Source organism: Deltaproteobacteria bacterium, assembly GCA_019912665.1.
Classification (GTDB): Bacteria; Desulfobacterota; GWC2-55-46; order GWC2-55-46; family GWC2-55-46; genus UBA5799.
Window position 1 is genome coordinate 93,798 of record JAIOIE010000008.1, and the last position, 21,765, is coordinate 115,562.

Sequence of the window (21,765 nt, forward strand, 5' to 3'; positions counted from 1 at the left end):
ATCCCGCGGCGTCCTACTCTCCCACATAGTTGCCCATGCAGTACCATCGGCCCTGAGGAGCTTAACTGCCGTGTTCGGGATGGGAACGGGTGTGACCTCCTCGGTATGGCCACGGGAAAGCGTAATTCTAGCTTTCCAATCGAACAGGGTAACTTTCTTCAAAACGCCGGGAATCAATAACCAAGCATCACAAGTATAATTGGTCAAGCCTCACGGTCGATTAGTACCGGTTAGCTTAACCCCTTACAGGGCTTACACACCCGGCCTATCAAACTCGTAGTCTCCAAGTGACCTTTAGGAGCCTTACGGCCCGGGAGATCTTATCTTGGGAGGGGCTTCCCACTTAGATGCTTTCAGCGGTTATCCCTTCGGGACACAGCTAACCAGCGTTGCCCTTGGCAGGACAACTGGAATACTGGAGGTCCCGCCATCCCGGTCCTCTCGTACTAAGGACAGCTTCCCTCAAATCTCCTGCGCCCACATCAGATAGGGACCGAACTGTCTCACGACGTTCTGAACCCAGCTCACGTACCGCTATTGATCGGCGAACAGCCGAACCCTTGGGACCTGCTCCAGCCCCAGGATGCGATGAGCCGACATCGAGGTGCCAAACCGGGCCGTCGATGTGAACTCTTGGGCCCGATCAGCCTGTTATCCCCGGCGTACCTTTTATCCGTTGAGCGATGGCCCTTCCACGCGGGACCACCGGATCACTAAGACCTGCTTTCGCATCTGCTTGACTTGTAGGTCTTGCAGTTAAGCTCCCTTATGCCTTTACACTCGACGGCTGGTTTCCAATCAGCCTGAGGGAACCTTCGCGCGCCTCCGTTACGATTTGGGAGGCGACCGCCCCAGTCAAACTACCCGCCTGGCACTGTCCCTGGCCCGGATGACGGGCCGAGGTTAGAACATCAGAATAATCAGGGTGGTATTTCAACGACGGCTCCCCGAAAGCTAGCGCCTCCGGTTCAAAGCCTCCCACCTATCCTACACAGACTATCCCAATGTCCAATACCAGGGTATAGTAAAGGTGCACGGGGTCTTTCCGTCTTGATGCGGGTAGCCAGCATCTTCACTGGCAGTTCAATTTCGCTGAGTCCCTGGTCGAGACAGCGGGGATGATCGTTACTCCATTCGTGCAGGTCGGAACTTACCCGACAAGGAATTTCGCTACCTTAGGACCGTTATAGTTACGGCCGCCGTTTACCGGGGCTTCGGTTCCGAGCTTCTCCACCCGAAGGTGAATAACCCGTCCCCTTAACCTTCCGGCACCGGGCAGGAGTCAGACCCTATACATCCTCTTACGAGTTAGCAGAGTCCTGTGTTTTTGTTAAACAGTCGCAACCCCCATTTCACTGCGACCTCTGTCAGCCTCCCGGAGCAAGTCCGGGCAACCGGCAAAGGCACCCCTTCTCCCGAAGTTACGGGGCTAGATTGCCGAGTTCCTTAACCAGGGTTCTCTCAAGCGCCTTAGTATTCTCTACTCGCCTACCAGAGTCGGTTTGCAGTACGAGCACCCGACAAGCTCACTACGAGGTTTTTCTTGGGAGTATGGGATCAGCCAGTTCGGTCCGCCTTGCGGCTTTCCTCCTCATCACTTCTCGGCGTTAACGGGAGGACGGATTTGCCTATCCTCCCCGCCTACGGGCTTGAACCGGGACATCCGTCACCCGGATGACCTACCCTGCTCCGTCACCCCTTCGCTCAAACGCTTGTCAGGTGGTACAGGAATATTAACCTGTTTCCCATCACCTACGCCTTTCGGCCTCGGCTTAGGCCCCGACTAACCCTGGGCGGATTAACCTTCCCCAGGAAACCTTAGGCTTTCGGCGTGCGGGTTTTACACCCACATTTACGCTACTTATCTCAGCATAAGCACTTCCAGGTCCTCCAGCAGTCCTCACGATCTGCCTTCACAGGTTACTGGAAAGCTTCCCTACCGCTGGCAGATTGCTCTGCCAACCCGCAGCTTCGGTAGCAAGCTTGAGCCCCGGTACATTTTCGGCGCAGAACCACTAGACCAGTGAGCTATTACGCTTTCTTTAAAGGATGGCTGCTTCTAAGCCAACCTCCTGGGTGTCTAAGTAGTTCCACATCCTTTCCCACTTAGCTTGCTTTAGGGACCTTAGCTGGCGGTCTGGGTTGTTTCCCTCTCGACAACGGAGCTTATCCCCCGCTGACTGACTCCCGCAATAGAAGTCGCCGGTATTCGGAGTTTGGTTAGGTTTGGTACCCCGTGAGGGGCCCTAGCCCATCCAGTGCTCTACCCCCGGCGCTTAATTTGCGAGGCTATACCTAAATATATTTCGGGAAGAACCAGCTATCACGTGTTTTGATTAGCCTTTCACTCCTACCCACAGCTCATCCGAGATTTTTGCAACAATCACCAGTTCGGGCCTCCAGGCCGTGTTACCGACCCTTCACCCTGGCCATGGGTAGATCAACACGCTTCGGGTCTACTATACGCGACTATTCGCCCTATTCAGACTCGCTTTCGCTACGGCTCCGCCTAACGGCTTAACCTTGCCACGTACAGTAACTCGCTGAGTCATTATGCAAAAGGCACGCTCTCAGGCATTCCCTTGCGGGCATAGCCCTCGAACTGTTTGTAAGCATACGGTTTCAGGTTCTATTTCACTCCCCTCTCGGGGTTCTTTTCGCCTTTCCCTCACGGTACTGGTGCACTATCGGTCGTCAGTGAGTATTTAGCCTTGGAAGATGGTCCTCCCGGATTCCCACAGGATTTCTCGTGTCCCGTGGTACTTGGGATACCCCTAGGGCCCTTCAGGATTTCGTGTACGGGGCTATCACCCGCTATGGCAGGCCTTTCCAGGCCTTTCCACTATCCATCGGGGTCCCACGACGGGGTCCCGCAACCCCGGATGAACTTGCGTCCACCCGGTTTAGGCTATTCCCGTTTCGCTCGCCACTACTCAGGGAATCTCGTTTGATTTCTCTTCCTGGGGGTACTGAGATGTTTCACTTCCCCCCGTTCGCTTCCCAGGCCTATGTATTCAGCCTGGGATGACCGGAGTTTATCCGGCCAGGTTGCCCCATTCGGAGATCCCCGGATCAAAGCCTGTTTGCGGCTCCCCGGGGCTTATCGCAGCTTACCACGTCCTTCATCGCCTTCTGACGCCAAGGCATCCACCGTATGCCCTTAGTAGCTTGACCAAGAGATACTTGTGCGCTTGGTTATTGATTCTTCAGCGTCTTGAAGATTTATTACCCTATTCGATTGTCAAAGAGCGTGAAACTATGTTTTGAATCCTTAAAAGCCTGTATAGATGCCCGTAATTTGGTGGAGGTAAGCGGGATCGAACCGCTGACCTTCTGGTTGCAAACCAGACGCTCTCCCAGCTGAGCTATACCCCCGGAACCGGCCCGTCCTCAGAGTGAGGCGGCGGTTACGATCACGGTTTATGGTGGGCCTGGAAAGATTCGAACTTTCGACCCCACGCTTATCAAGCGTGTGCTCTAACCGGCTGAGCTACAGGCCCTTATTGCGTGCGGGGCCGGATTCGATTCCCGGGCCTTAAAGGCCCTGGCCCTTCTTGCGAAAGAACGCTCTGCTCTTTGCAAACTAAATAGCAAGCGACAGTCTGACCCGAACCCCTTCAAAGGTCTTTCGTGTGGATTATAGCCCGTGCCCCGCCGAAGCGAGGGCACGGACCGGTTCTCCATAGAAAGGAGGTGATCCAGCCGCAGGTTCCCCTACGGCTACCTTGTTACGACTTCACCCCAATCACCAGCCATACCTTAGGCGGCTGCCTCCCTTGCGGGTTAGCTTACCGACTTCTGGTATAACCGACTTTCGTGGTGTGACGGGCGGTGTGTACAAGGCCCGGGAACGTATTCACCGCGGCGTTCTGATCCGCGATTACTAGCGATTCCAAGTTCATGCAGTCGAGTTGCAGACTGCAATCCCAACTGGGGCTGGCTTTATAGGGATTAGCTCCACCTCGCGGCTTTGCAGCCCTCTGTACCAGCCATTGTAGCACGTGTGTAGCCCTGGGCATAAAGGCCATGATGACTTGACGTCATCCCCACCTTCCTCCGGCTTAACGCCGGCAGTTCACTTAGAGTGCCCGGCATGACCCGATGGCAACTAAGTGTAAGGGTTGCGCTCGTTGCGGGACTTAACCCAACACCTCACGGCACGAGCTGACGACAGCCATGCAGCACCTGTCTCGGAGCTCCCTTGCGGGCACTCCCCTGTTTCCAGGAGATTCTCCGGATGTCAAGCCCAGGTAAGGTTCTTCGCGTTGCGTCGAATTAAACCACATGCTCCACCGCTTGTGCGGGCCCCCGTCAATTCCTTTGAGTTTCAACCTTGCGGCCGTACTCCCCAGGTGGGGCACTTAATGCGTTAGCTTCGGCACGAAGACCATAAAAGGTCCTCACACCTAGTGCCCATCGTTTAGGGCGTGGACTACCAGGGTATCTAATCCTGTTTGCTACCCACGCTTTCGCGCCTCAGCGTCAGTATCGGTCCAGGAAGCCGCCTTCGCCGCCGGTGTTCCTCCTGATATCTACGCATTTCACCGCTACACCAGGAATTCCACTTCCCTCTCCCGTACTCAAGCTTGGTAGTATCACAGGCAATTCCCCGGTTAAGCCGGGGGCTTTCACCCGTGACTGGCCAAGCCGCCTACGCGCCCTTTACACCCAATAATTCCGAGCAACGCTTGCATCCTACGTATTACCGCGGCTGCTGGCACGTAGTTAGCCGATGCTTCCTCAGAGGGTACCGTCAATTCCGGGCGGTATTAGCGCCCGGAGGTTTCTTCCCCTCCGACAGAGGTTTACGATCCGAAGACCTTCTTCCCTCACGCGGCGTCGCTGCGTCAGGCTTTCGCCCATTGCGCAAGATTCCCCACTGCTGCCTCCCGTAGGAGTCTGGCCCGTGTTTCAGTGCCAGTGTGGCTGATCGTCCTCTAAGACCAGCTACCCGTCTTAGCCTTGGTAAGCCGTTACCTTACCAACTAGCTGATGGGACGCGGGCTCATCCCCAAGTAACAGGCCGTTGCCGACCCGCCTTTGACCGCAGAACTTGTGTCCCGTGGTCTTATCCGGTATTAGCCCACCTTTCGGCGGGTTATTCCAGTCTCGGGGGTAGATTACCCACGTGTTACTCACCCGTGCGCCACTTTACTCAAGGGTTGCCCCTCTTTCTCGTGCGACTTGCATGTGTTAAGCGCGCCGCTAGCGTTCGCTCTGAGCCAGGATCAAACTCTCCAATTAAGTTCTGATTCTGGAATTTAAAGGGGGTGATTTAGGGTTTTTGACTGTGCTTGCTATTTAGTTTTCAAAGAGCAGAAGGCTTAAAAAAGTCTTAATGCTATATTTTTAAAATATCATTTTGCAGTGTTCCATGCAAGGAATTAATCAAGTCTTGGAACCGCAGCGAATCTAACCATTTTACATTTTCAGATATGCCCTGTCAAGCTCTTTTTCGGCATCCTTGCATTTTTTTTCACCGGGCCAAGCTGCCTGTCCCGGACGGGGCAGCTTCTTTAGAAGCCCCCCTCTTCATCAGCAGGGTCTATATATATAACCCATACCCAGAACCCTGTCAACACAAAAAACCAACATATTGATACTTTTTTTTGAGTCAACGGGCGGCTTGAAATAGCCCTGTTTTATGCGGCAAACCGGGCTGTCCAGCCCCTTCCAGCAAGCAAAATCAGGGCAGGACAAAACCGCATCCTATGCGAACGAGACCTTCCTGAAGAACCTCTTGCCCACCTGTATGAGCACCTCTTTGCCCGCCGGAAGCTCCATCTTCCAGTCCGTGACCTTGCTGCCGTCCACCCTTACACCGCCCTGCTCCACAAGCCTACGGGCCTCGGATGTGGTCTCCGCAAGGCCCGCGCACTTCATGGCCGTAAGAATGCCCCTGTTCGGGTAATTCACTATCTCCACGGCCTCTATATCTTCAGGAGTCTCCTTTCTTGAAAAAAGAGCCCTGAAATCGGCTGCGGCCTTATCTGCCTCGGCCTCTCCCCAGTACCTTGCCGTAAGCTCTTTCGCAAGGGACTCCTTGGCGTCCCTGGGATGCACCTTCCCGGCCCGTATCTCCCCGGTTCTCTCTGCCGGGGCGCTCGAAAGGAGCTCATAGTACTTCATCATCAGCTCATCCGAGATGCTCATTACCTTGCCGAAGATCTCTCCGGGCGGCTCGGTTATGCCGATATAGTTCCCGAGCGACTTGCTCATCTTCTGTACGCCGTCCGTGCCCTCGAGGAGCGGGGTGGTTATGACCACCTGCGGCTCCTGTCCCATCTCCCTCTGAAGCTCCCTCCCGACAAGCAGGTTGAAGAGCTGGTCAGTGCCGCCGAGCTCGATATCCGCCTTCAAGACCACGGAGTCGTAGCCCTGGATAAGAGGATAGATGAACTCATGTATGGCTATGGGCCTCCCTTCCGAGTACCTCTTCTGGAAGTCGTCCCTTTCGAGCATCCGGGCAACCGTATACCTCGATGCCAGGTTAATCATGTCAACGGAACCCAGGCGGCCCATCCATTCGCTATTGAAGACCACCTCGGTCTTTTTCTCGTCGAGTATCTTGAAGGCCTGCGAGGTATAGGTGCTGGCGTTTTTCCTGACCTCCTCGGCGGTAAGGGGCTTCCTCGTCTCGTTCTTGCCGGTCGGGTCGCCTATCATGCCGGTGAAGTCGCCTATGAGGAGAAGCACCTGGTGTCCGAGGTCCTGGAAGTCCTTCAATTTCCGTATGAGGACCGTGTGCCCCAGATGGAGGTCAGGCGCGGTGGGGTCGAACCCGGCCTTGACCCTCAAGGGCTTTCCGGTTTTCGCCGAGCCTTCGAGCTTCTTAAAGAGCTCCTCCTCGGAGATTATCCCGGCCACACCCCTTTTAATTACCTCGATCTGCTTTCTGGGTTCCATCCCTCTTCAGCCTTCCCTTTCAAGCGGCTCTTTTATACGCTCTATCGACCTTGCCCTCCCGTCGGAGGCGCCTATGGTGACGGCCACGCCCTGAAGCTCTATTCCCTTAGTAGCCACGTCAAACTTTACAGGCATCTGCCGTAGGAACCTTTCGAGTACCGTCTCCTTCTTCATCCCTATGACTGAATCCGTCGGGCCGGTCATGCCCGCGTCGGTTATGAACGCCGTACCGCCGGAGAGCACCCTTTCATCGGACGTCTGCACGTGCGTGTGCGTGCCGATAACCGCGCTTGCGAGCCCGTCAAGGTGCCATGCCAGGGCCGTCTTCTCCGAGGTCGTCTCGGCGTGCATGTCGATAATGACTATCGGCGTCTCGGCCTTGAGCCTCTTTACTATATCCATTCCTGCCCTGAACGGGCACTCAAGGCACTCCATGAAGACCCTGCCCATGAGGTTTACAACGCCCACCTTTAAGCCGGAGGGTGTTTCGTAAACGCCCCACCCGTTCCCCGGCGCGCCGGCAGGGTAGTTGGCGGGGCGTATAAGCCTCGGCTCCGAGCGTATGTAGTCGTATATCTCCTTCTTGTCCCAGATGTGGTTCCCGGTGGTGATGACGTTTATCTGGAGCTTTTTAAGCTCCTCCGCTATCTCGGGCGTTATGCCGAAGCCGCCAGCCGAGTTCTCCCCGTTCGCCACGACAAGGTCGGGCGAATGCCTCCCAACGAGCTTCGGCAAAAGCTCCCTTACCGCAAGCCTTCCGGGCCGCCCCACGATATCCCCGATGAATAATACCTTTACCTCTTCCATTCCCCGGCCCTTGACGCAACCCGCTTGAAAGTCTTGAGAGGACCTTTTTATAAAAAGGTTTCTTAGAGCCGCTGGATGCTTAAAGGGCTCAAGGGGCTTATAGCCTCATGCAGCACATTCGCATCCATCGGACCTGACACTCTCTCCAAAATTTTTAATTCCCAGAGAGCCCCCTTGTAAGGGGGCTCTCTGGGAAAGAACTAAAAGTCTTTGAAGGGGGCAACTGAGATTGCACGCCTAAGTGGTTATTCAAGCCAAATCGATTAAAAAGGCACATTGGTTCGCAATCCCAGTTAAAACTTTCTACAGAAAGGTTCCCCCAGGATTTTCAGCAGCCTGTTTTTACTTCGCGAACTCTACTGCCCTGGATTCCCGTATGACGGTCACTTTTATCTGTCCGGGGTAGGTGAGCTCTTTTTCTATCTTCTTTGCTATGTCCTTTGAGAGGACGACTGCGCCGTCGTCGTTAACCGCCTGGGTCTCGACTATGACCCTGACTTCTCTTCCGGCCTGAAGGGCATACGCCTTCTCCACTCCGCCGAAGCCTTTCGCTATCTTTTCAAGGTCGTCGAGGCGCTTTATGTAGCTCTCGAGCATCTCCCTTCTTGCGCCGGGCCTCGCGGCCGAGAGCGTATCGGCGGCCTGAACCAGTATGCCGAATATGTTCTCGGGCGTGTCGTCATGGTGCTGGCCTATGGCGGCGACTATCTTCCCTGACTCGCCGTATTTCTTGGCAAGCTCGGCGCCGATTGCGGCGTGCGGTCCCTCGACCTCGTGGTCAACGGCCTTGCCGATGTCATGGAGGAGCCCGACCCTCCTCGCGGTCTTTGCCGGGAGCCCGAGCTCGGAAGCCATTACCCCGCAGATGAAGGCCACTTCCATGGAGTGCGAGTAGACGTTCTGCGCGTAGCTCGTCCTGAACTTGAGCCTTCCTATGAGCTTCTGTATTTCCTTGTGGATACCGTGGAGGCCGGTATCGAATATCGCCCTCTCCCCGGCCTCCATTATGGCCTGGTTGACCTCTGATTCGACCTTCGAGACTATCTCCTCGATCCTCGAAGGGTGTATACGGCCGTCGGTGATGAGGCGCTCAAGCGACTGCTTCGCGATTTCCCTCCTCACGGGGTTGTGGCCGGAGAGTATGACGGCCTCGGGCGTGTCGTCTATTATGACGTCTATGCCGGTCGCGGCCTCGATGGCGCGGATGTTACGGCCCTCCCTGCCTATGATGCGGCCCTTCATCTCGTCGTTCGGCAGGTTCACGACCGAGACGGTCCTTTCGGCCACGTACTCGCCGGAGTACCTCTGGATGGCGAGCGCGATTATGTCCTTGGCCTTCTTGTCGGCCTCGGCCTTGGTCTCTTCCTCTATCCTCTTTATGAGTTTTCCGGCCTCGTGCTTGGCCTCGTTCTCCATCTGCTCGACGAGCATCCTCTTGGCCTCCTCGGCGGAGATGCCCGCCAGGGCCTCGAGCCTGGTCTTCTGCTCGGCGATGAGGCCCTCTATCTCGGCCTCCATGTCCTTGATCTTTTTTTCCTGGGCGGCAAGGGTCTTTTCCCTCTTCTGGAACTCGGCCTCCCTCCGGTCTATTGCCTCGAATTTCTTGTCGAGGTTCTCCTCTTTCTGCTGTACTCTTTTTTCAAGGGACTGGAGCTCCTTTCTCCTCTCCCTCGTCTCTTTTTCAAATTCGGCCTTGCCCTCGAATAATATGTCCTTGGCCTCGAGCTCGGCCGACTTTCTTACGTTCTCGGCCTCCTTCTTGGCGTCGGCCACGATAGCCTCAGCGGTCTTCCTGCCGGCATCGAGGCTCGCGTTCTCCATCTTCCTTTTTAAGGCGAAACCGATCCCGACCCCTATGATAATCGCAAAGACAGCTATAACCGCAACGATGACGATGGTCGATATTTCCATACAGGACTTCCCCCTTCTGCCGTGTATTTAATAGGGTACGGGGCCGCCGCTTAAACGCGCCGCGCTCCGCCCTTTTGCGCCCCCCCGGAAGCCTTCGTCACGATAATCCGCTTCTCGGTCACTATCGCCGAGACCGGCACGTCGTGGGGCTCGAGGGGGATATTCACTTTTACTACCTGGAACTCGTAAGCCAAGGCGATTTTCGGGCAACCGGCCGATGCGAGCGCCGCGTCATAGTAGCCTTTGCCGAAACCGAGCCTTCCGCCCTGCTCGTCGAACGCTACCCCCGGGACGACTATGAGGTCCAGGCCGCTCGCGTCGGATGCCTGGTTACCGGCATGAGGCTCGCGTAGCTCATACGACCCGGCGGAAAGCTCGTCGAGGCTCCATACCCTGAAGAACCTTAACAGGCGTGTATTCTCGAAGCCGCATTCCACGCCCCCCGGTCGGACTATCCTTGGATAGAAGACCTCCTTGCCGTCCCTCATGGCCGCGGCGAAGATCTCGTCGGTCAGGACCTCGTTACCGAAGCTCGAATAGAGGGCGATTCGGCGCGATTCCCGGTAAAAGCCCGTGGATAGGAACCGCTTCTCCGCCATAGAGCTCAGTTTCCGGACCTCTTCGAACGGGAGCCTTCTTCTCTCTTCGAGAAGCTCGCCTCTAAGGAGCGCTTTTTCGGCAGACCTCGCCATTGACCTTGTGAAAGGACGGGTTGGAAAACTGGAAGGGCTTTGCTTGAACGGAAAGAATAGACTGATACGCGCCCGGCTGGCGCGGGGCTTCGTATCCTAAGGGCGTTCTATTTCCTCACTGCTTTACGTGCTTCAAATTTGAGCATGTTTTGTCATTGCGGCCCTTTAGGGCCTTCAAAACGATGTATCTGTAACGACTTTACTGCTTAAGTCGGTTTGCCTTTTAATCCCCCCCGCACGGGCCGTGTCGACTGTAATTTGAACCTGTCAGAGACAGGTGGGCGCCCTGTGGCATGTTTCCGGCTTTCCCGCAGGGGACGTGCCGTCCGCGAGCCAGTGAAGGCTCCCTCATTTAGAGTGTTGGTTCTAAATATACCGACCGATCACTAACCCGGCAGGGGGGAAGGCTTAACTAACCAGCCTTCCGTTTATCTTTTGAGCAAGCTCTTCGGATTTCCTTCCCAGCCTTTCGAGCATCTCCTTTGTCTTGATGACCTCGCCCGTTATGTTCAGGGCGGCTAAAAGCGCCAGGTCCAAGGTAGATACCGCTTTTGTGTTCTCCTTTACCTCCTCTATCTTAGTGTTCAGGTAATCCTCGACAGCGCGGATATATTCTTCGCCTTCTTCGCTTTTGACAAGGAGCTTGTGGCCGAATATCCTGAGCTCAGCGACCTTCTTCAAGGCAACCTCACGCTCCCTGTATGAGGGTTTCGAGCCTTGCGAGGAGCCCGTCCACCTTCTCCCGGACCTGGTCCCGCTCGCCTTCGAGTCTCTTCAGGTTCTTTTTTAATTCAGCTATTTCGAGGTCTTTGGAACTGATTTCGGCCTTAAGGTCTTCTTTTTCAGCGGAAGCTGCCTCGTGAGCGGCCAGAAGGCGGAGCAACCCCTCTTCCAGCCTTTCAAATTGTTCAATCGCCATTCAAAATACCCTCCGGTCCATTTATATGGTACTTTTTTCAACCTGACAAGTCAAGGATAATAGGTTTTGCTCCCGCCCGTCTCGGAAAAACCGCTGCACGCCAGGTTTTCCTCTCCGCAGGGCGCAAAAAAACCCTCGGAATAGAGGGTTTAAGTGGCAGTGTTCATGGCTGAGCAGCTAAACTTCTTTGCCGGGAAGAAGAGCCCGGACTCTCTTAAAATGTGTCTAAAAGAATAGCGGCTTTGATAAAATGACCTCTAAAAATTAGAGATTTTCCCCGCATCGAGGAAGGCCGGGAATAAAAAGCGGAGCATATATAATAATATGTGAGCATTTTTATTCATGGCCTGACAAAGAGTCCGGGGAAAAGATCAATTTTTAGAGGTTGACTAATAGGCGTATAGGTTGCCGTAGGGCCTCGCCGAAACCGGGACCAGCTTCTTAAACCCCTTTGCCATCACTTCCTCGAGCTTAAGACCCAGATCCGCGCAATAGTCCGTAAGGGCGTCCTTCAATACCTTCAGGTCGTCCTCGTCGGGTTCCATGACCCCGACCTCTGCCCCGCACATGTCCTTGTCAACCTCGCCGCGGACAAAGATCATCCCCCCGTGCATGCCGGTGCCGAGGTAGTCGCCTACAATGGGCCCGTCGTTGTCAAGGCCGAGGAGTATGAGGAGCCCGCCTGCCATGTACTCTCCGAAAAAGTCTCCGGCCGTGCCGCCGACGATTATGGTGGGCCCCTGCTTCTTGTCGCCCTTCATGTGGATGCCGACCCTGTAGCCCACATTTCCCCTTATGTGGAGCTTCCCGCCCCTCATGCCGTAACCGAGGACGTCACCGGCGTGCCCTTCTATGATGACCTTGCCGCTGTTCATGGTGTTGCTTATGTTGTCCTGCGCGTTGGACCTTATTCTTATCGTCGGGCCGTCCATGAAGGCCGCGAGGTCGTTCCCCGGCACGCCCTCTATGGTTATCGAGACCTTGGCCCTGAGCCCGTCACCTATGTAGTACTGGCCGTTCACGTTCTCCAGGACTATCTCCTTCTCGCCCTTTTCGACCGCTTCGCGGACCTTTTTATTAAGGTCGCGGTAATATGTCCCTTTTGCGTCTATCTTAACCATCTTCCGTTCTTCCCTTCGGGTTCTAACAGGCTGCTGAAAAAGCCAATCTGCTGCGTCGTCTTCAAAGTTCGTCACTGCGGCGTACCATAAAAGTACGCCTCATTCCTCACTTTCGACTCCTTGCATCTTGAGCTTTTTGAACAGCCTGAATGCGATTTTGATTTTCAGCCACCTGCTAAATATCAATGGCTACCTGCCCGCCGGCTTTACGCCCAGGATGTCGAGAGTAAAGGAGTCGAGCCCAACTCCGCGGAGCCTCTCGCGGTTGCCCCTCAGGCTCTCTATGGAGTTTATGCCGAGGGCGCCGAGTATCTCCTTCAGCTCGTGCGTCCACGCGTGTATGAGGTTTATTAGCCTCTCGGCGTAGACCTCGGGGTCGAGCCTGGCCGTGAGCTCGGGCCTCTGGGTGGTTATGCCCCAGGAGCAGTTCCCGGTGTAGCACTTGCCGCATGTGGTGCAGCCCATCGTGATGAGTGCGGCCGTCCCTATTCCGACCGCGTCCGCGCCGAGGGCGATGGCCTTGGCGACATCAGCGCTCGACCTTATGCCTCCGGCGGCTATGATGGAGGCCTCGTTCCTTATGCCCTCCTGCCTGAGCCTGTCGTCGACCGCCGCGAGCGCGTGCTCTATGGGTATGCCGAGGTGGTCCCTTATGATGGAAGGCGCTGCGCCCGTGCCGCCCCTGAAGCCGTCCAGGTACACGATATCCGCGCCTGCCCGGACGATGCCCGAGGCGATGGCCGCAACGTTATGAACCGCTGCTATCTTGACCGAGACGGGCTTGTAGTTAGTGGCTTCCTTTATGGCGTATATGAGCTGCCTTAAGTCCTCTATCGAGTAGATGTCGTGCTGGGGCGCGGGAGAGAGCGCGTCCGTGCCCACTGGTATCATCCTGGTCTTCGCTACCTCGAGGGGGATCTTCTCTCCGGGGAGATGGCCGCCTATGCCGGGTTTTGCGCCCTGGCCTATCTTTATCTCCACGGCCACGCCCGCGTTCAGGTAATCCGGGTTCACGCCGAACCTGCCGGATGCGACCTGCACGATGATGTTCTTCCTGTACGGCACGAGGTCCTCGTGCAATCCGCCCTCGCCCGTGTTCATTACTATGCCGCACTCCCTGGCTGCGGTCGCGAGCACTTTCTGGGCATTGAGGCTTATGGAGCCGTAGGACATGGGGGAGAAGATTATCGGGACCTCGAGCTTTATCTGGGGCGGAGCAGGTTCCGCGAGCTTGAGCTTTCCGTCCTTCCCCTTCTCTATCTTCACGCTCGACGGCTTCTTGCCGAGATAGGTCCGTAGCTCCATCGGCTCACGAAGGGGGTCGATGGAGGGGTTGGTGACCTGGCAGGCGTCGATGAGGAGGTTATCGAAAAGTATCGTGTAAGGGAGGTCGCTCCCCATGCCCGTAAGGGGTATGCCGCCCGTCTCCGCCTGTTTCTTGATGTTCCTGATATTGTGGTATCCCCAGTAGGCGTTCTGCTTGAACTTCGTGGGGTTGTCCTTTATCTCTATGGCCTCCTCGGGGCAGTAGTGATAGCACCTGAGGCACTTCACGCATTTGAAGGTGTCTATGAGGACCTTATCACCGCCCCAGGAGTATACCCCCCAGCCGCAGTTCTGGATGCACCTCTTGCACCTTATGCATTTTACCCTGTCTATCGTCGCCAGATACTCAGGCGGGGCAAGGCTTCTGAACATTACCGTATTCCTCCTGCGTTGCTCAATGGGCCGCACCTGAAAGCGGCCCGCGAATTCAGTCCTCGAGGTCCACTATGACCGGGTCTCCGGCCCTGGGAGCCCATACCTTCTCGGGCGCGGGGCATATGGCCCTAATTGCCGACTCCTCGGAGGCCATGTATGTTATATCGTCCTTTATCGCGGCCACGAGCGGCCTGAGCTTTATCCTGTCGTTTATGCCCACGAGCCCCTTACTGTGCCCGAAGAGTATGGAGAACGGCCCGTTAAGGAGCGCGCTACCGTAGGTGAGCCTCAATGCGGTAAGCGCTTCCCTCTCACCCTCGTCCATGCGGTCTATGTTCTTCCAGAAGGGCGAGGCGAGCGCCGAGCAGGCCACCGGTATCGAAAGCCCGTGCCTCCTTATGAGGAGGTCGAGGAGATAGGCCGCGACCTCGGTGTCCGTAAGGAGCGTAAGCTTGTAGCCGTACATCTCGAGGTATCTCTTGTTTATCCCGTACGACGATATCTCGCCGTTATGCACTATGGACCAGTCGAGGAGCGTAAACGGGTGAGCGCCGCCCCACCAGCCAGGCGTGTTGGTCGGGAACCTCGTGTGCGCGGTCCAGATATAGCCTTCGTACTCATCCATCCTGAAGAACTCGGCAATATCGCAGGGATTTCCCACGCCCTTGAAGGCGCCCATGTTCTTACCGGAGCTGAATATGTAGGCGCCCTCTATCTCGGAGTTGACCCTCATGACCGTGGAGACCACGAAGTCGGACTCCAGCACATCGCCCACGAGCTTTTCCTTCAAAGGCTCGACAAAGTACCTGACGAGCAGCGGGCTTATGGGTATGGTCTTTACAGGGCTCGTGGGTATCTCCTCGATCTTCTCGATATGGTAGCTGGCCTTAAGGACCTCCTCGACGGTGCGCCTGACCGAAGGCTCGTCGTACATTATGTGGAAGGCGTAGAAGTCCTTGAACTCGGGATATATGCCGTACGCGGCGTACCCGGCGCCGAGGCCGTTACCCCTGTCGGTCATGAGGCAGAGCGATTTGACGATATGGCTCCCGCTCACCCTCCTCCTTTTCCTGCTTATTAGGCCGGTAAGGCCGCAGCCCGATATGTCCTTCTGGTAATTATGGTTCACGGCTTTTCACCCTTCTCCTGGCAACCTCAAAAAATCGATCTTTCTAGTTTTTAGAGGTCGCCTCCTGTGATTTCGTTTCCCCGGCCCCGGAGCGCTTCTCTTTCAAGAGCGCGTAGAGCTTCCTGAACTCGTCACCGCCCGAGGCCTTCGGCTCCGGGAGCCCGAGCTTCTTCCGGGCCGGCAGGGCCGGCTCGCCGAGCTTGCCGGTCTTGACGAACATCTCCCAGCCCCTCTTGACCTGCGGCGGGTGCATGCCCTTTTTAGTTGCCACCATGCGAAGCGCGGTCATGGCGTTCTCGAAGCCGTAGTGCTGGTAGCATATCTCGACGCAATAGTGGCATTCCAGACACTCCCAGATGTGGCGGGAGGAGAGCCATCTCTCGTGGTTCCCGGAGAGTATGTCCCTTATGACCTCCCTCGGGTCGTAGCCGGGGATGTTCATGCAGGACGGGCATATCGAATAGCACGCGCCGCATTTGGAGCACATCTCGAGGAGCTTGAAATTGAGCGTGGTTTCGAGCATCGAGAAAAACCTCCTTAGCCCAGCGCGCTAGGGCCGGTAAGCCCGGCCTCCATGCTGGCCGAGGGCGAGGGCCTATTTGAGAGGGCCTCCCATTTCGAGATGAAAGGCGAACAATCTATCCTGTGGCTTGTCATCCCGAGCTCGGCGGCATTGTAGCCCAGGGCCAGGCCGAGGAGTTCGGTGAAGTAGATTATCGGCACCCCGAGCTTCTCCCCTTCCTTCTCCATTAGGAACTGGTTGTTGTCGAACTGGAGGAAGCACGATGGGCAGCATAGGACGAGCGCGTCCGCGCCTATGGCCTTTAGCTCCTTCAATTTCACGCGCGCGAAGTCCAGGGCCCTGTCGTGGGCGTCCACCCTGTCGAGCCCCTGTCCGCAGCACATGAGCTTTGTGAGGAACTGGAGGCTCTCGGCCCCGAGGCCCCGTATTATGTTGTCGAACTTGACGGGATTGAGCGGGTCGTCATTTTTAAGGGCATGGGAGGGCCTTATCATGTGACAGCCGTAGTGGAGCGCTATCCTCATGCCTGTAAAATCCCTTTTTATCTTCTGTTTTATCTTGTGTATTCCCACGGTATCGTGGAAGAAAGGGACGAGGTGCTGGAGCTTCGAGGTCCCCTTGAACTCGCGACCCACCTCGCGAAGGAGTCCGTTCACCTCGGCCTTCTCGCGAGGGCTGGAATTCAGCTCGCCCTTGACCGTCGAAAGGTTGGATACGCAGCCCGTGCACGGGCTTACAAGGTCGAGCCCGAGCTCGTCGACGAGCGCGACGTTCCTTGCGGCCGTGAGCACGAACGCCCCCCGGTCGATGTTATTGACCAGAGACTTCTCCGGGCAGCAGGTAAACCCGTCTATGTCCCTGTAAGGGAGCCCGAAGCTCTCGAGGACAAGGCGGGTGGACTTTTCAATGAAAGGGAAGCGGGCCTGTATGGTGCAGCCCCAGAAAACTGCGAATTCTCTCATTTCACGGCCTTCCGTTGCAAAGACAGCGCAACTCGAAAAAAAAGAACGAGGAACTTACACGAAAGAAAAAAGAACCCCGCAACCGGGGTTATAAAGTCGTACAGAGTATACTATGCCCGGCCCTGCCGTACGGCAGGGCCGGGATTCGGTACTTCTTCAGAATGCTCAGACAGAAAGCATCGGTTTTGCCGCTCTTTTGTTCTCAGGGTTTTATCGAGCAGGTACGAAGCCCAACCCTTAGGCAGGCACGCAGCAATCGACCGGGCAAACCTCAGCGCACTTCGGGGTGTCGAAATGGCCCTTGCACTCGATGCAGAGATTGGGGTCGATTACGTATATATCCCCTTCTGAAATGGCATTAACAGGGCACTCCGGCAGACAGACCCCGCAGGCAACGCAATCTTCTGTGATCTTAAGAGACAAAATCTATCACCACCCTTCCGGATTTTTTGTTTTTTAGACAAGCCTCGGGATGAGACTCATTGTATACAGTATACTAACCCACCAAAAATCGAATTACAAGATTTTTTTTGGAAGGCTTTCCTGTTTTTATACCATTTCCCTGCCGCTTTTGCATGAGAAATCTCATCTTTCGACGGACCTCGGGTGAAAAAACCGAAAGCGCTAGGAAATGACGCATTCATCTGCGCGAGGGGGAGAATGGCTGTTTACAATCAATAACTTACCACCAAAAGCCTCGGCTCGGTCATCTCCTCTATCGCATATCTTACCCCTTCCCTGCCAAAGCCGCTCATTTTTACCCCGCCATAGGGCATGTTGTCCACCCTGTAGGTCGGAAGGTCGTTCGCAACCACCCCGCCGACATCGAGGCGCTCGAATGCCTCGAATATCCTGCCCATATCCCTGGTGAATACGCCGGCCTGGAGCCCGTAGCGCCCCCTGTTCACCTGTCCTATCGCCTCCTCGAACGCGGCATAAGGCTCAAGGGAAACGACCGGCGCGAATACCTCCTCTGAGCAGACCCTCATCGAGGGACTCGTATCCGTAAGCACGGTGGGCTCCATCATGTTCCCTTGCCGCCTGCCGCCGGTGATTATCCTCGCTCCGCCGGCAACGGCCTCGAGCACCCATTCCTCTGCCCTTTTTGCCGCGGCCTCGTCTATCATGGGCCCGACATCGGTCGTCTCGTCGAGCGGGTCGCCGGTCTTCAATGCCTTGCAGTTCGCGAGGAACCTGCCCCTGAACTCCTGAAATACGCCCTTTTCGACATATATCCTCTGGACCGATATGCATACCTGACCGGCGTTGGAGAAGGCCCCGAGCGCGCACCTCCTTGCCGCGAACTCAATGTCCGCGTCCCCGTGGACGATCACCCCGGCATTGCCGCCGAGCTCGAGGGTGACCTTTCTCTCTCCCGCCAGGGCCTTCAAGGCCCAGCCCACCTTCGCGCTCCCGGTAAAGGTGAGCTTCCGAATCCTCTCGTCCTTCCATATCCTCCCGGCCTGCTCGTTCGTGCAGTTTATGATATTGAGCCCGCCGGCGGGCCAGCCGGCCCCTGCCACTATCTCCCCGAGGATGAGGGCCGTAATCGGGGTCTTTGGCGAGGGCTTAAGGAGTATAGGGTTCCCGGAGGCCATCGCAGGCGCGACCTTATGGGCCACAAGGTTTAAGGGGAAGTTGAAGGGGGATATCCCCAGGACCGGGCCGACCGGGAACCTCCTTACGATCCCGAACCTCCCCTCGGAGCCGGGGCTGATATCCAGCGGTATTATTTCGCCCCCGAGCCTCTTCGCCTCCTCGGATGCGAGCTGGAATGTCGTAACCGCCCTTCTTACCTCTGCCCTGGCGTCCCTTACGGGCTTACCGGATTCGAGGGTGATGAGGCGGGCAAGCTCCTCTCCGCGATCCTCTATGCCTCGGGCGACCGCGGCTATTATCTCCGAGCGCCTGTACGCGGGCATCTTTTTAAGTTTCTGGAAAGATGTCTCGGAAGAGGCGAGCGCCACCTCTATCTGGGCGTCGTCCGCAAGGAACGTCTTCCCCACGAGGCTCCCGTCATACGGGCTCCTCACCTCCAGTACGTCGCCGGAGTTCATCCGCTCTCCCCCGATAAACAGGCTCAAGACCATCATCGCACCTCCCCCCTGGCTTGACATAACCCATCCCGCCCCTGATTGAAAGCAAAGACGAAAAACCGCGGACGCGGAATACCGCCACCGCGCCCTCCGCAGTATCCAAAGGGAAACAGGCTCACTTGAGCCTATGGATTATGATCCAGAATACCGCAACAACTACTATCGTCGCTATCAGGAAATACTGCTCCATTCCGTTCTCCAGGAATCCTAAAGGACTCCGAAAAATGCATTGCAGATGCCCCGTTCGATTGCACTCAAAATACAACGTTTCAAGTAAATATTCAACCCCTCCGCCATGTCCGGCCCACGGCTGCAAGACGGGGTTTAATGGGGATTTGTTTTGGGCCGCCCGTGTGTTATAATTTTAGCAGTTTGAGGAAAAACGCAAAGTTCGCCTTGGCTGCTCAAAAAAACTCCGGATGCGAGGCCCCATTAGGAACAGGGGAGCGAGGAATGAGGCGTATGTTTTGTATACGCCGGAATGTCCAGCGACGATGACAACGAAGCAGATGGACTTTGTTCAGCAGCCTGTTAGAAAATAAACGGAGGTGCATACATAGCACAGCTATTCGGAAACCTCTCGGGCTTGAAGGCCAGCCAGCTCAAGGCCGCGGAGAGGATATATCAGCGGAGGGTCCCGCCTTCCAGGGTCATAACCCCTGAGCTCGGCCGGTACATGGCAGGGCTTTCGAGGGAAATCAAGAGACAGATAGGCGTAATCGTAAATCGGAAAGGGGCGATAGTCGCCGTAATAATAGGCGACGAAAAGGAGATCGTGATACCGGTCCTCCCGGACTACCCCCTCGGAAGAAGGCTCCTACGTGGCCTGCGGTGCGTGCATACGCATCTAAAGAACGAGCCCCTTACGCAGGACGACCTTACGGACCTCGCGCTCCTCAGGCTCGACCTCATGACCGCCATAGGCGTAAAAGAGGACGGACTACCGGCTGACGCCTACACCGCGCACCTCCTCCCCTATTACCCGGACGGCCCCACATACGAGGTAGAGCCCCCGGTGCCGTTCCACTCCCTCGATACCGACGCAGAGAGCTTCATCGTCTCCCTTGAGGAGGAGATGGGGCGCGCGGTCACAAGGGACGTAAGCGACAGAAGGGAGCGGGCCATACTGGTGAGCGTGGCCACCCGGCCCAGGGACGAGCAGATGGAGTCCCTCGAGGAGCTTAAGGAGCTCGCAAGGACCGACCAGGTGGACGTACTCGATATGGTGTGCCAGAGGCCTGAGCGCCTGAACCCCAAGTACCTGATGGGCACGGGGAAGATAAAGGAGCTCATAATAAAGGCCCTCCAGAAGAACGCGACTCTCATCATCTTCGACCAGGAGCTTACGCCCACGCAGACAAGGGAGCTCGGGGAGATTACGGAGCTCAAGGTCATAGACCGTACCCAGCTCATACTCGACATATTCGCCAGACGCGCCCATTCCAGGGACGGCAAGGTGCAGGTCGAGCTTGCGCAGCTCAAGTACCTCCTCCCGAAGCTTACAGGAAAGGGCACGTCGCTATCGCGGCTCATGGGCGGCATCGGCGGAAGGGGCCCGGGCGAGACGAAATTGGAGGTGGACAGGAGACGGGTGCAGGACAGGATCGCCCATCTCGAAAAAGAGCTCAAGTCCTTGAGCCGCGGCCGATACGAGAGGCGAAGGAGGAGGGCCGGTAGCGGCATCCCCATAATATCGATAGCGGGCTACACGAACGCGGGGAAATCGACGCTCCTTAACGCCCTCACGAAGAGCTCGACCCTTGCCGAGGACAAGCTTTTCGCAACACTCGATACCGCCTCCCGTAGGCTCCGTTTCCCGAGGGAGCGCGACGCGGTCATAACCGATACGGTCGGCTTCATAAGGGACCTCCCGGCCGACCTCTTCAGGGCATTCAAGGCTACGCTTGAAGAGATGGAGGACGCGGACCTCATAATGCACGTGGTTGACGCCAGCAGCCCGGCTTTTGAGCCCAGGATGGAAACGGTCGAGAAGGTACTGGAGGAGATAGGATTAAGCGACATACCGCGACTTCTGGTATTCAATAAAATCGACCTGATGGACCCGGTGGTCGCCAATAACCTTGCCCGGAGGTTCGGCGCGGTCGCCATATCCGCCATAGACCCCAGGACGATGGGGCCGCTCCTTAAGGAGCTCGAAAAGCGGCTCTGGCCCGGAGAGGCCCCCGAGTCGTCAGCCGCAAACTGAAAGGCCGCCCTTTCGGGCGGCCTTTTTTTGCTCCAGTCTTGAAACCCATTTTTTTTCAAGCGACCTCTAAAAAGTGGAGATGCCTTCAAAAATGGTATGATACTCCGCCATAGGCCTGGCTTACCTCGTAATCGATATCGACTTCGATCTCGCCCCCGAAGCTGAAATCGACACGGCTGTATTTGTACTCCGCGAAGAGCGAGATGCTCGGCGTGACAAGGAAATCGATGCCCGCCAGCGCCTGCCAGCCCCATTCCTCGTCATCATCTCCGGCGAACGTTTCATCCTGAACGCCGACGTTATTGATCTTCCCGCGGAAATATCCCCCGCCAGCCCCGATATAGGGCCTTATTGTCTCTCCGGGGTAACGGAAAATCAGGTTTGCCGTAGCGGAGTAGACCTTCATCTCCGCATCGACCCCGACTCCGAAGCTGTCCGCGGTTATCTCGTCGAGGTCGCTCTCGTGCCAGTTAAAATCCAGCTCGAGCCCGGCCACTCTCGCCATCCAACCTATCTTCGCGCCTGCCGCAATGCCCGTATCAAAGGTGAACTCGCCTGTAAAACCCAGGCCTGTGTTGTCACTCACGTCCGAATCATGCGGCATTGCCGCGCCAAAATAGGCCGAGACATAAGGCTCTGCGTGAGCCGGGACCGAAAATGCAAAAATACAGCCAACCACCGCCAGCGCAAGGATAATTCTTCGCATGCTCCCCTCCGGTTGAAAGTATTTGCATCCAGCAGAGCGCTCCCGGCCTGCCATTGCCTTACGGATTCAAGTCAAGCCGTGTTCGG

15 protein-coding genes, 2 tRNA genes, 3 rRNA genes and 1 other RNA gene are annotated in these 21,765 nt (G+C 56.3%); 1 reads left to right on the top strand and 20 read right to left on the bottom strand.

Annotation, left to right across the window (positions count from 1 at the left end; translation table 11 throughout):
* The 19 genes from rrf to K8I01_03250 form a co-directional block, all read right to left on the bottom strand.
* Positions 1-117, bottom strand: a 5S ribosomal RNA gene (gene rrf / locus K8I01_03160).
* A gap of 82 nt (positions 118-199) precedes the next feature.
* Positions 200-3,174 (bottom strand): 23S ribosomal RNA (locus K8I01_03165).
* Positions 3,175-3,299: 125 nt separating this feature from the next.
* Positions 3,300-3,375 (bottom strand) — tRNA-Ala (locus tag K8I01_03170).
* 48 nt (positions 3,376-3,423) lie between these two features.
* Positions 3,424-3,500 (bottom strand) — tRNA-Ile (locus K8I01_03175).
* 186 nt (positions 3,501-3,686) lie between these two features.
* Positions 3,687-5,244: ribosomal RNA gene (locus tag K8I01_03180) — 16S ribosomal RNA — on the bottom strand.
* The 16S, 23S and 5S rRNA genes sit together here with 2 tRNA genes alongside, the layout of an rRNA operon.
* Positions 5,245-5,709: 465 nt before the next feature.
* Positions 5,710-6,906 (bottom strand): tyrosine--tRNA ligase, encoded by a 1,197-nt coding sequence (gene tyrS, locus K8I01_03185; GenBank protein ID MBZ0219422.1) that lies wholly within the window; start codon positions 6,904-6,906, stop codon positions 5,710-5,712.
* A 6-nt stretch (positions 6,907-6,912) separates the two neighbouring features.
* The gene (locus K8I01_03190) at positions 6,913-7,713 is read right to left on the bottom strand and encodes a TIGR00282 family metallophosphoesterase (GenBank protein MBZ0219423.1); all 801 of its coding nucleotides are present in this window, start codon (positions 7,711-7,713) and stop codon (positions 6,913-6,915) included.
* Positions 7,714-8,055: 342 nt separating this feature from the next.
* Complete coding sequence (gene rny, locus K8I01_03195) at positions 8,056-9,624, bottom strand: ribonuclease Y (GenBank protein MBZ0219424.1); 1,569 nt, start codon at positions 9,622-9,624, stop codon at positions 8,056-8,058.
* A 50-nt stretch (positions 9,625-9,674) separates the two neighbouring features.
* Positions 9,675-10,316 (bottom strand): 5-formyltetrahydrofolate cyclo-ligase, encoded by a 642-nt coding sequence (locus tag K8I01_03200; protein MBZ0219425.1) that lies wholly within the window; start codon positions 10,314-10,316, stop codon positions 9,675-9,677.
* Positions 10,317-10,542: 226 nt separating this feature from the next.
* Positions 10,543-10,720: non-coding RNA, 6S RNA (ssrS, locus tag K8I01_03205), on the bottom strand.
* A 4-nt stretch (positions 10,721-10,724) separates the two neighbouring features.
* Positions 10,725-10,997, bottom strand: coding sequence for a cell division protein ZapA (locus K8I01_03210; protein ID MBZ0219426.1), 273 nt, complete (start codon positions 10,995-10,997; stop codon positions 10,725-10,727).
* A 7-nt stretch (positions 10,998-11,004) separates the two neighbouring features.
* Positions 11,005-11,235 carry a hypothetical protein gene (locus K8I01_03215; protein MBZ0219427.1) on the bottom strand — a complete coding sequence of 77 codons (231 nt, stop codon included), beginning with the start codon at positions 11,233-11,235 and terminating at the stop codon, positions 11,005-11,007.
* A gap of 389 nt (positions 11,236-11,624) precedes the next feature.
* The gene (locus tag K8I01_03220; protein ID MBZ0219428.1) at positions 11,625-12,356 is read right to left on the bottom strand and encodes a hypothetical protein; all 732 of its coding nucleotides are present in this window, start codon (positions 12,354-12,356) and stop codon (positions 11,625-11,627) included.
* Between the two features lie 189 nt (positions 12,357-12,545).
* A complete protein-coding gene (locus tag K8I01_03225; protein ID MBZ0219429.1) occupies positions 12,546-14,054 on the bottom strand; it encodes an alpha-hydroxy-acid oxidizing protein in 1,509 nt (502 codons plus the stop codon).
* Between the two features lie 55 nt (positions 14,055-14,109).
* Positions 14,110-15,078, bottom strand: coding sequence for a glutamine amidotransferase family protein (locus K8I01_03230; protein ID MBZ0219430.1), 969 nt, complete (start codon positions 15,076-15,078; stop codon positions 14,110-14,112).
* A 151-nt stretch (positions 15,079-15,229) separates the two neighbouring features.
* Complete coding sequence (locus K8I01_03235; protein MBZ0219431.1) at positions 15,230-15,709, bottom strand: 4Fe-4S dicluster domain-containing protein; 480 nt, start codon at positions 15,707-15,709, stop codon at positions 15,230-15,232.
* A gap of 14 nt (positions 15,710-15,723) precedes the next feature.
* On the bottom strand, positions 15,724-16,671 hold the full coding sequence (locus K8I01_03240; protein MBZ0219432.1) for a CoB--CoM heterodisulfide reductase iron-sulfur subunit B family protein: 948 nt from the start codon (positions 16,669-16,671) through the stop codon (positions 15,724-15,726).
* Positions 16,672-16,908: 237 nt separating this feature from the next.
* The gene (locus tag K8I01_03245; protein MBZ0219433.1) at positions 16,909-17,094 is read right to left on the bottom strand and encodes a 4Fe-4S binding protein; all 186 of its coding nucleotides are present in this window, start codon (positions 17,092-17,094) and stop codon (positions 16,909-16,911) included.
* A 251-nt stretch (positions 17,095-17,345) separates the two neighbouring features.
* The gene (locus tag K8I01_03250) at positions 17,346-18,764 is read right to left on the bottom strand and encodes an aldehyde dehydrogenase family protein (GenBank protein ID MBZ0219434.1); all 1,419 of its coding nucleotides are present in this window, start codon (positions 18,762-18,764) and stop codon (positions 17,346-17,348) included.
* Between the two features lie 589 nt (positions 18,765-19,353).
* On the opposite strand from K8I01_03250, the gene hflX reads away from it, so the two are divergent.
* Positions 19,354-20,973 (top strand): GTPase HflX, encoded by a 1,620-nt coding sequence (hflX, locus tag K8I01_03255; GenBank protein ID MBZ0219435.1) that lies wholly within the window; start codon positions 19,354-19,356, stop codon positions 20,971-20,973.
* A gap of 85 nt (positions 20,974-21,058) precedes the next feature.
* Here hflX and K8I01_03260 read toward each other — a convergent pair whose 3' ends face one another.
* Positions 21,059-21,679 carry a porin family protein gene (locus K8I01_03260; protein MBZ0219436.1) on the bottom strand — a complete coding sequence of 207 codons (621 nt, stop codon included), beginning with the start codon at positions 21,677-21,679 and terminating at the stop codon, positions 21,059-21,061.
* Between the last annotated feature and the right edge of the window lie 86 nt (positions 21,680-21,765).

Coding starts and splice junctions, on each gene's coding strand:
- K8I01_03225 (MBZ0219429.1), bottom strand. CDS start 14,054: ATGTTCAGAAGCCTTGCCCCGCCTGAGTATCTGGCGACGATAGACAGG.
- K8I01_03215 (MBZ0219427.1), bottom strand. CDS start 11,235: ATGGCGATTGAACAATTTGAAAGGCTGGAAGAGGGGTTGCTCCGCCTT.
- rny (MBZ0219424.1), bottom strand. CDS start 9,624: ATGGAAATATCGACCATCGTCATCGTTGCGGTTATAGCTGTCTTTGCG.
- K8I01_03200 (MBZ0219425.1), bottom strand. CDS start 10,316: ATGGCGAGGTCTGCCGAAAAAGCGCTCCTTAGAGGCGAGCTTCTCGAA.
- K8I01_03190 (MBZ0219423.1), bottom strand. CDS start 7,713: ATGGAAGAGGTAAAGGTATTATTCATCGGGGATATCGTGGGGCGGCCC.
- K8I01_03240 (MBZ0219432.1), bottom strand. CDS start 16,671: ATGAGAGAATTCGCAGTTTTCTGGGGCTGCACCATACAGGCCCGCTTC.
- K8I01_03230 (MBZ0219430.1), bottom strand. CDS start 15,078: ATGACCGACAGGGGTAACGGCCTCGGCGCCGGGTACGCCGCGTACGGC.
- K8I01_03260 (MBZ0219436.1), bottom strand. CDS start 21,679: ATGCGAAGAATTATCCTTGCGCTGGCGGTGGTTGGCTGTATTTTTGCA.
- K8I01_03220 (MBZ0219428.1), bottom strand. CDS start 12,356: ATGGTTAAGATAGACGCAAAAGGGACATATTACCGCGACCTTAATAAA.
- K8I01_03250 (MBZ0219434.1), bottom strand. CDS start 18,764: ATGATGGTCTTGAGCCTGTTTATCGGGGGAGAGCGGATGAACTCCGGC.
- K8I01_03235 (MBZ0219431.1), bottom strand. CDS start 15,709: ATGCTCGAAACCACGCTCAATTTCAAGCTCCTCGAGATGTGCTCCAAA.
- tyrS (MBZ0219422.1), bottom strand. CDS start 6,906: ATGGAACCCAGAAAGCAGATCGAGGTAATTAAAAGGGGTGTGGCCGGG.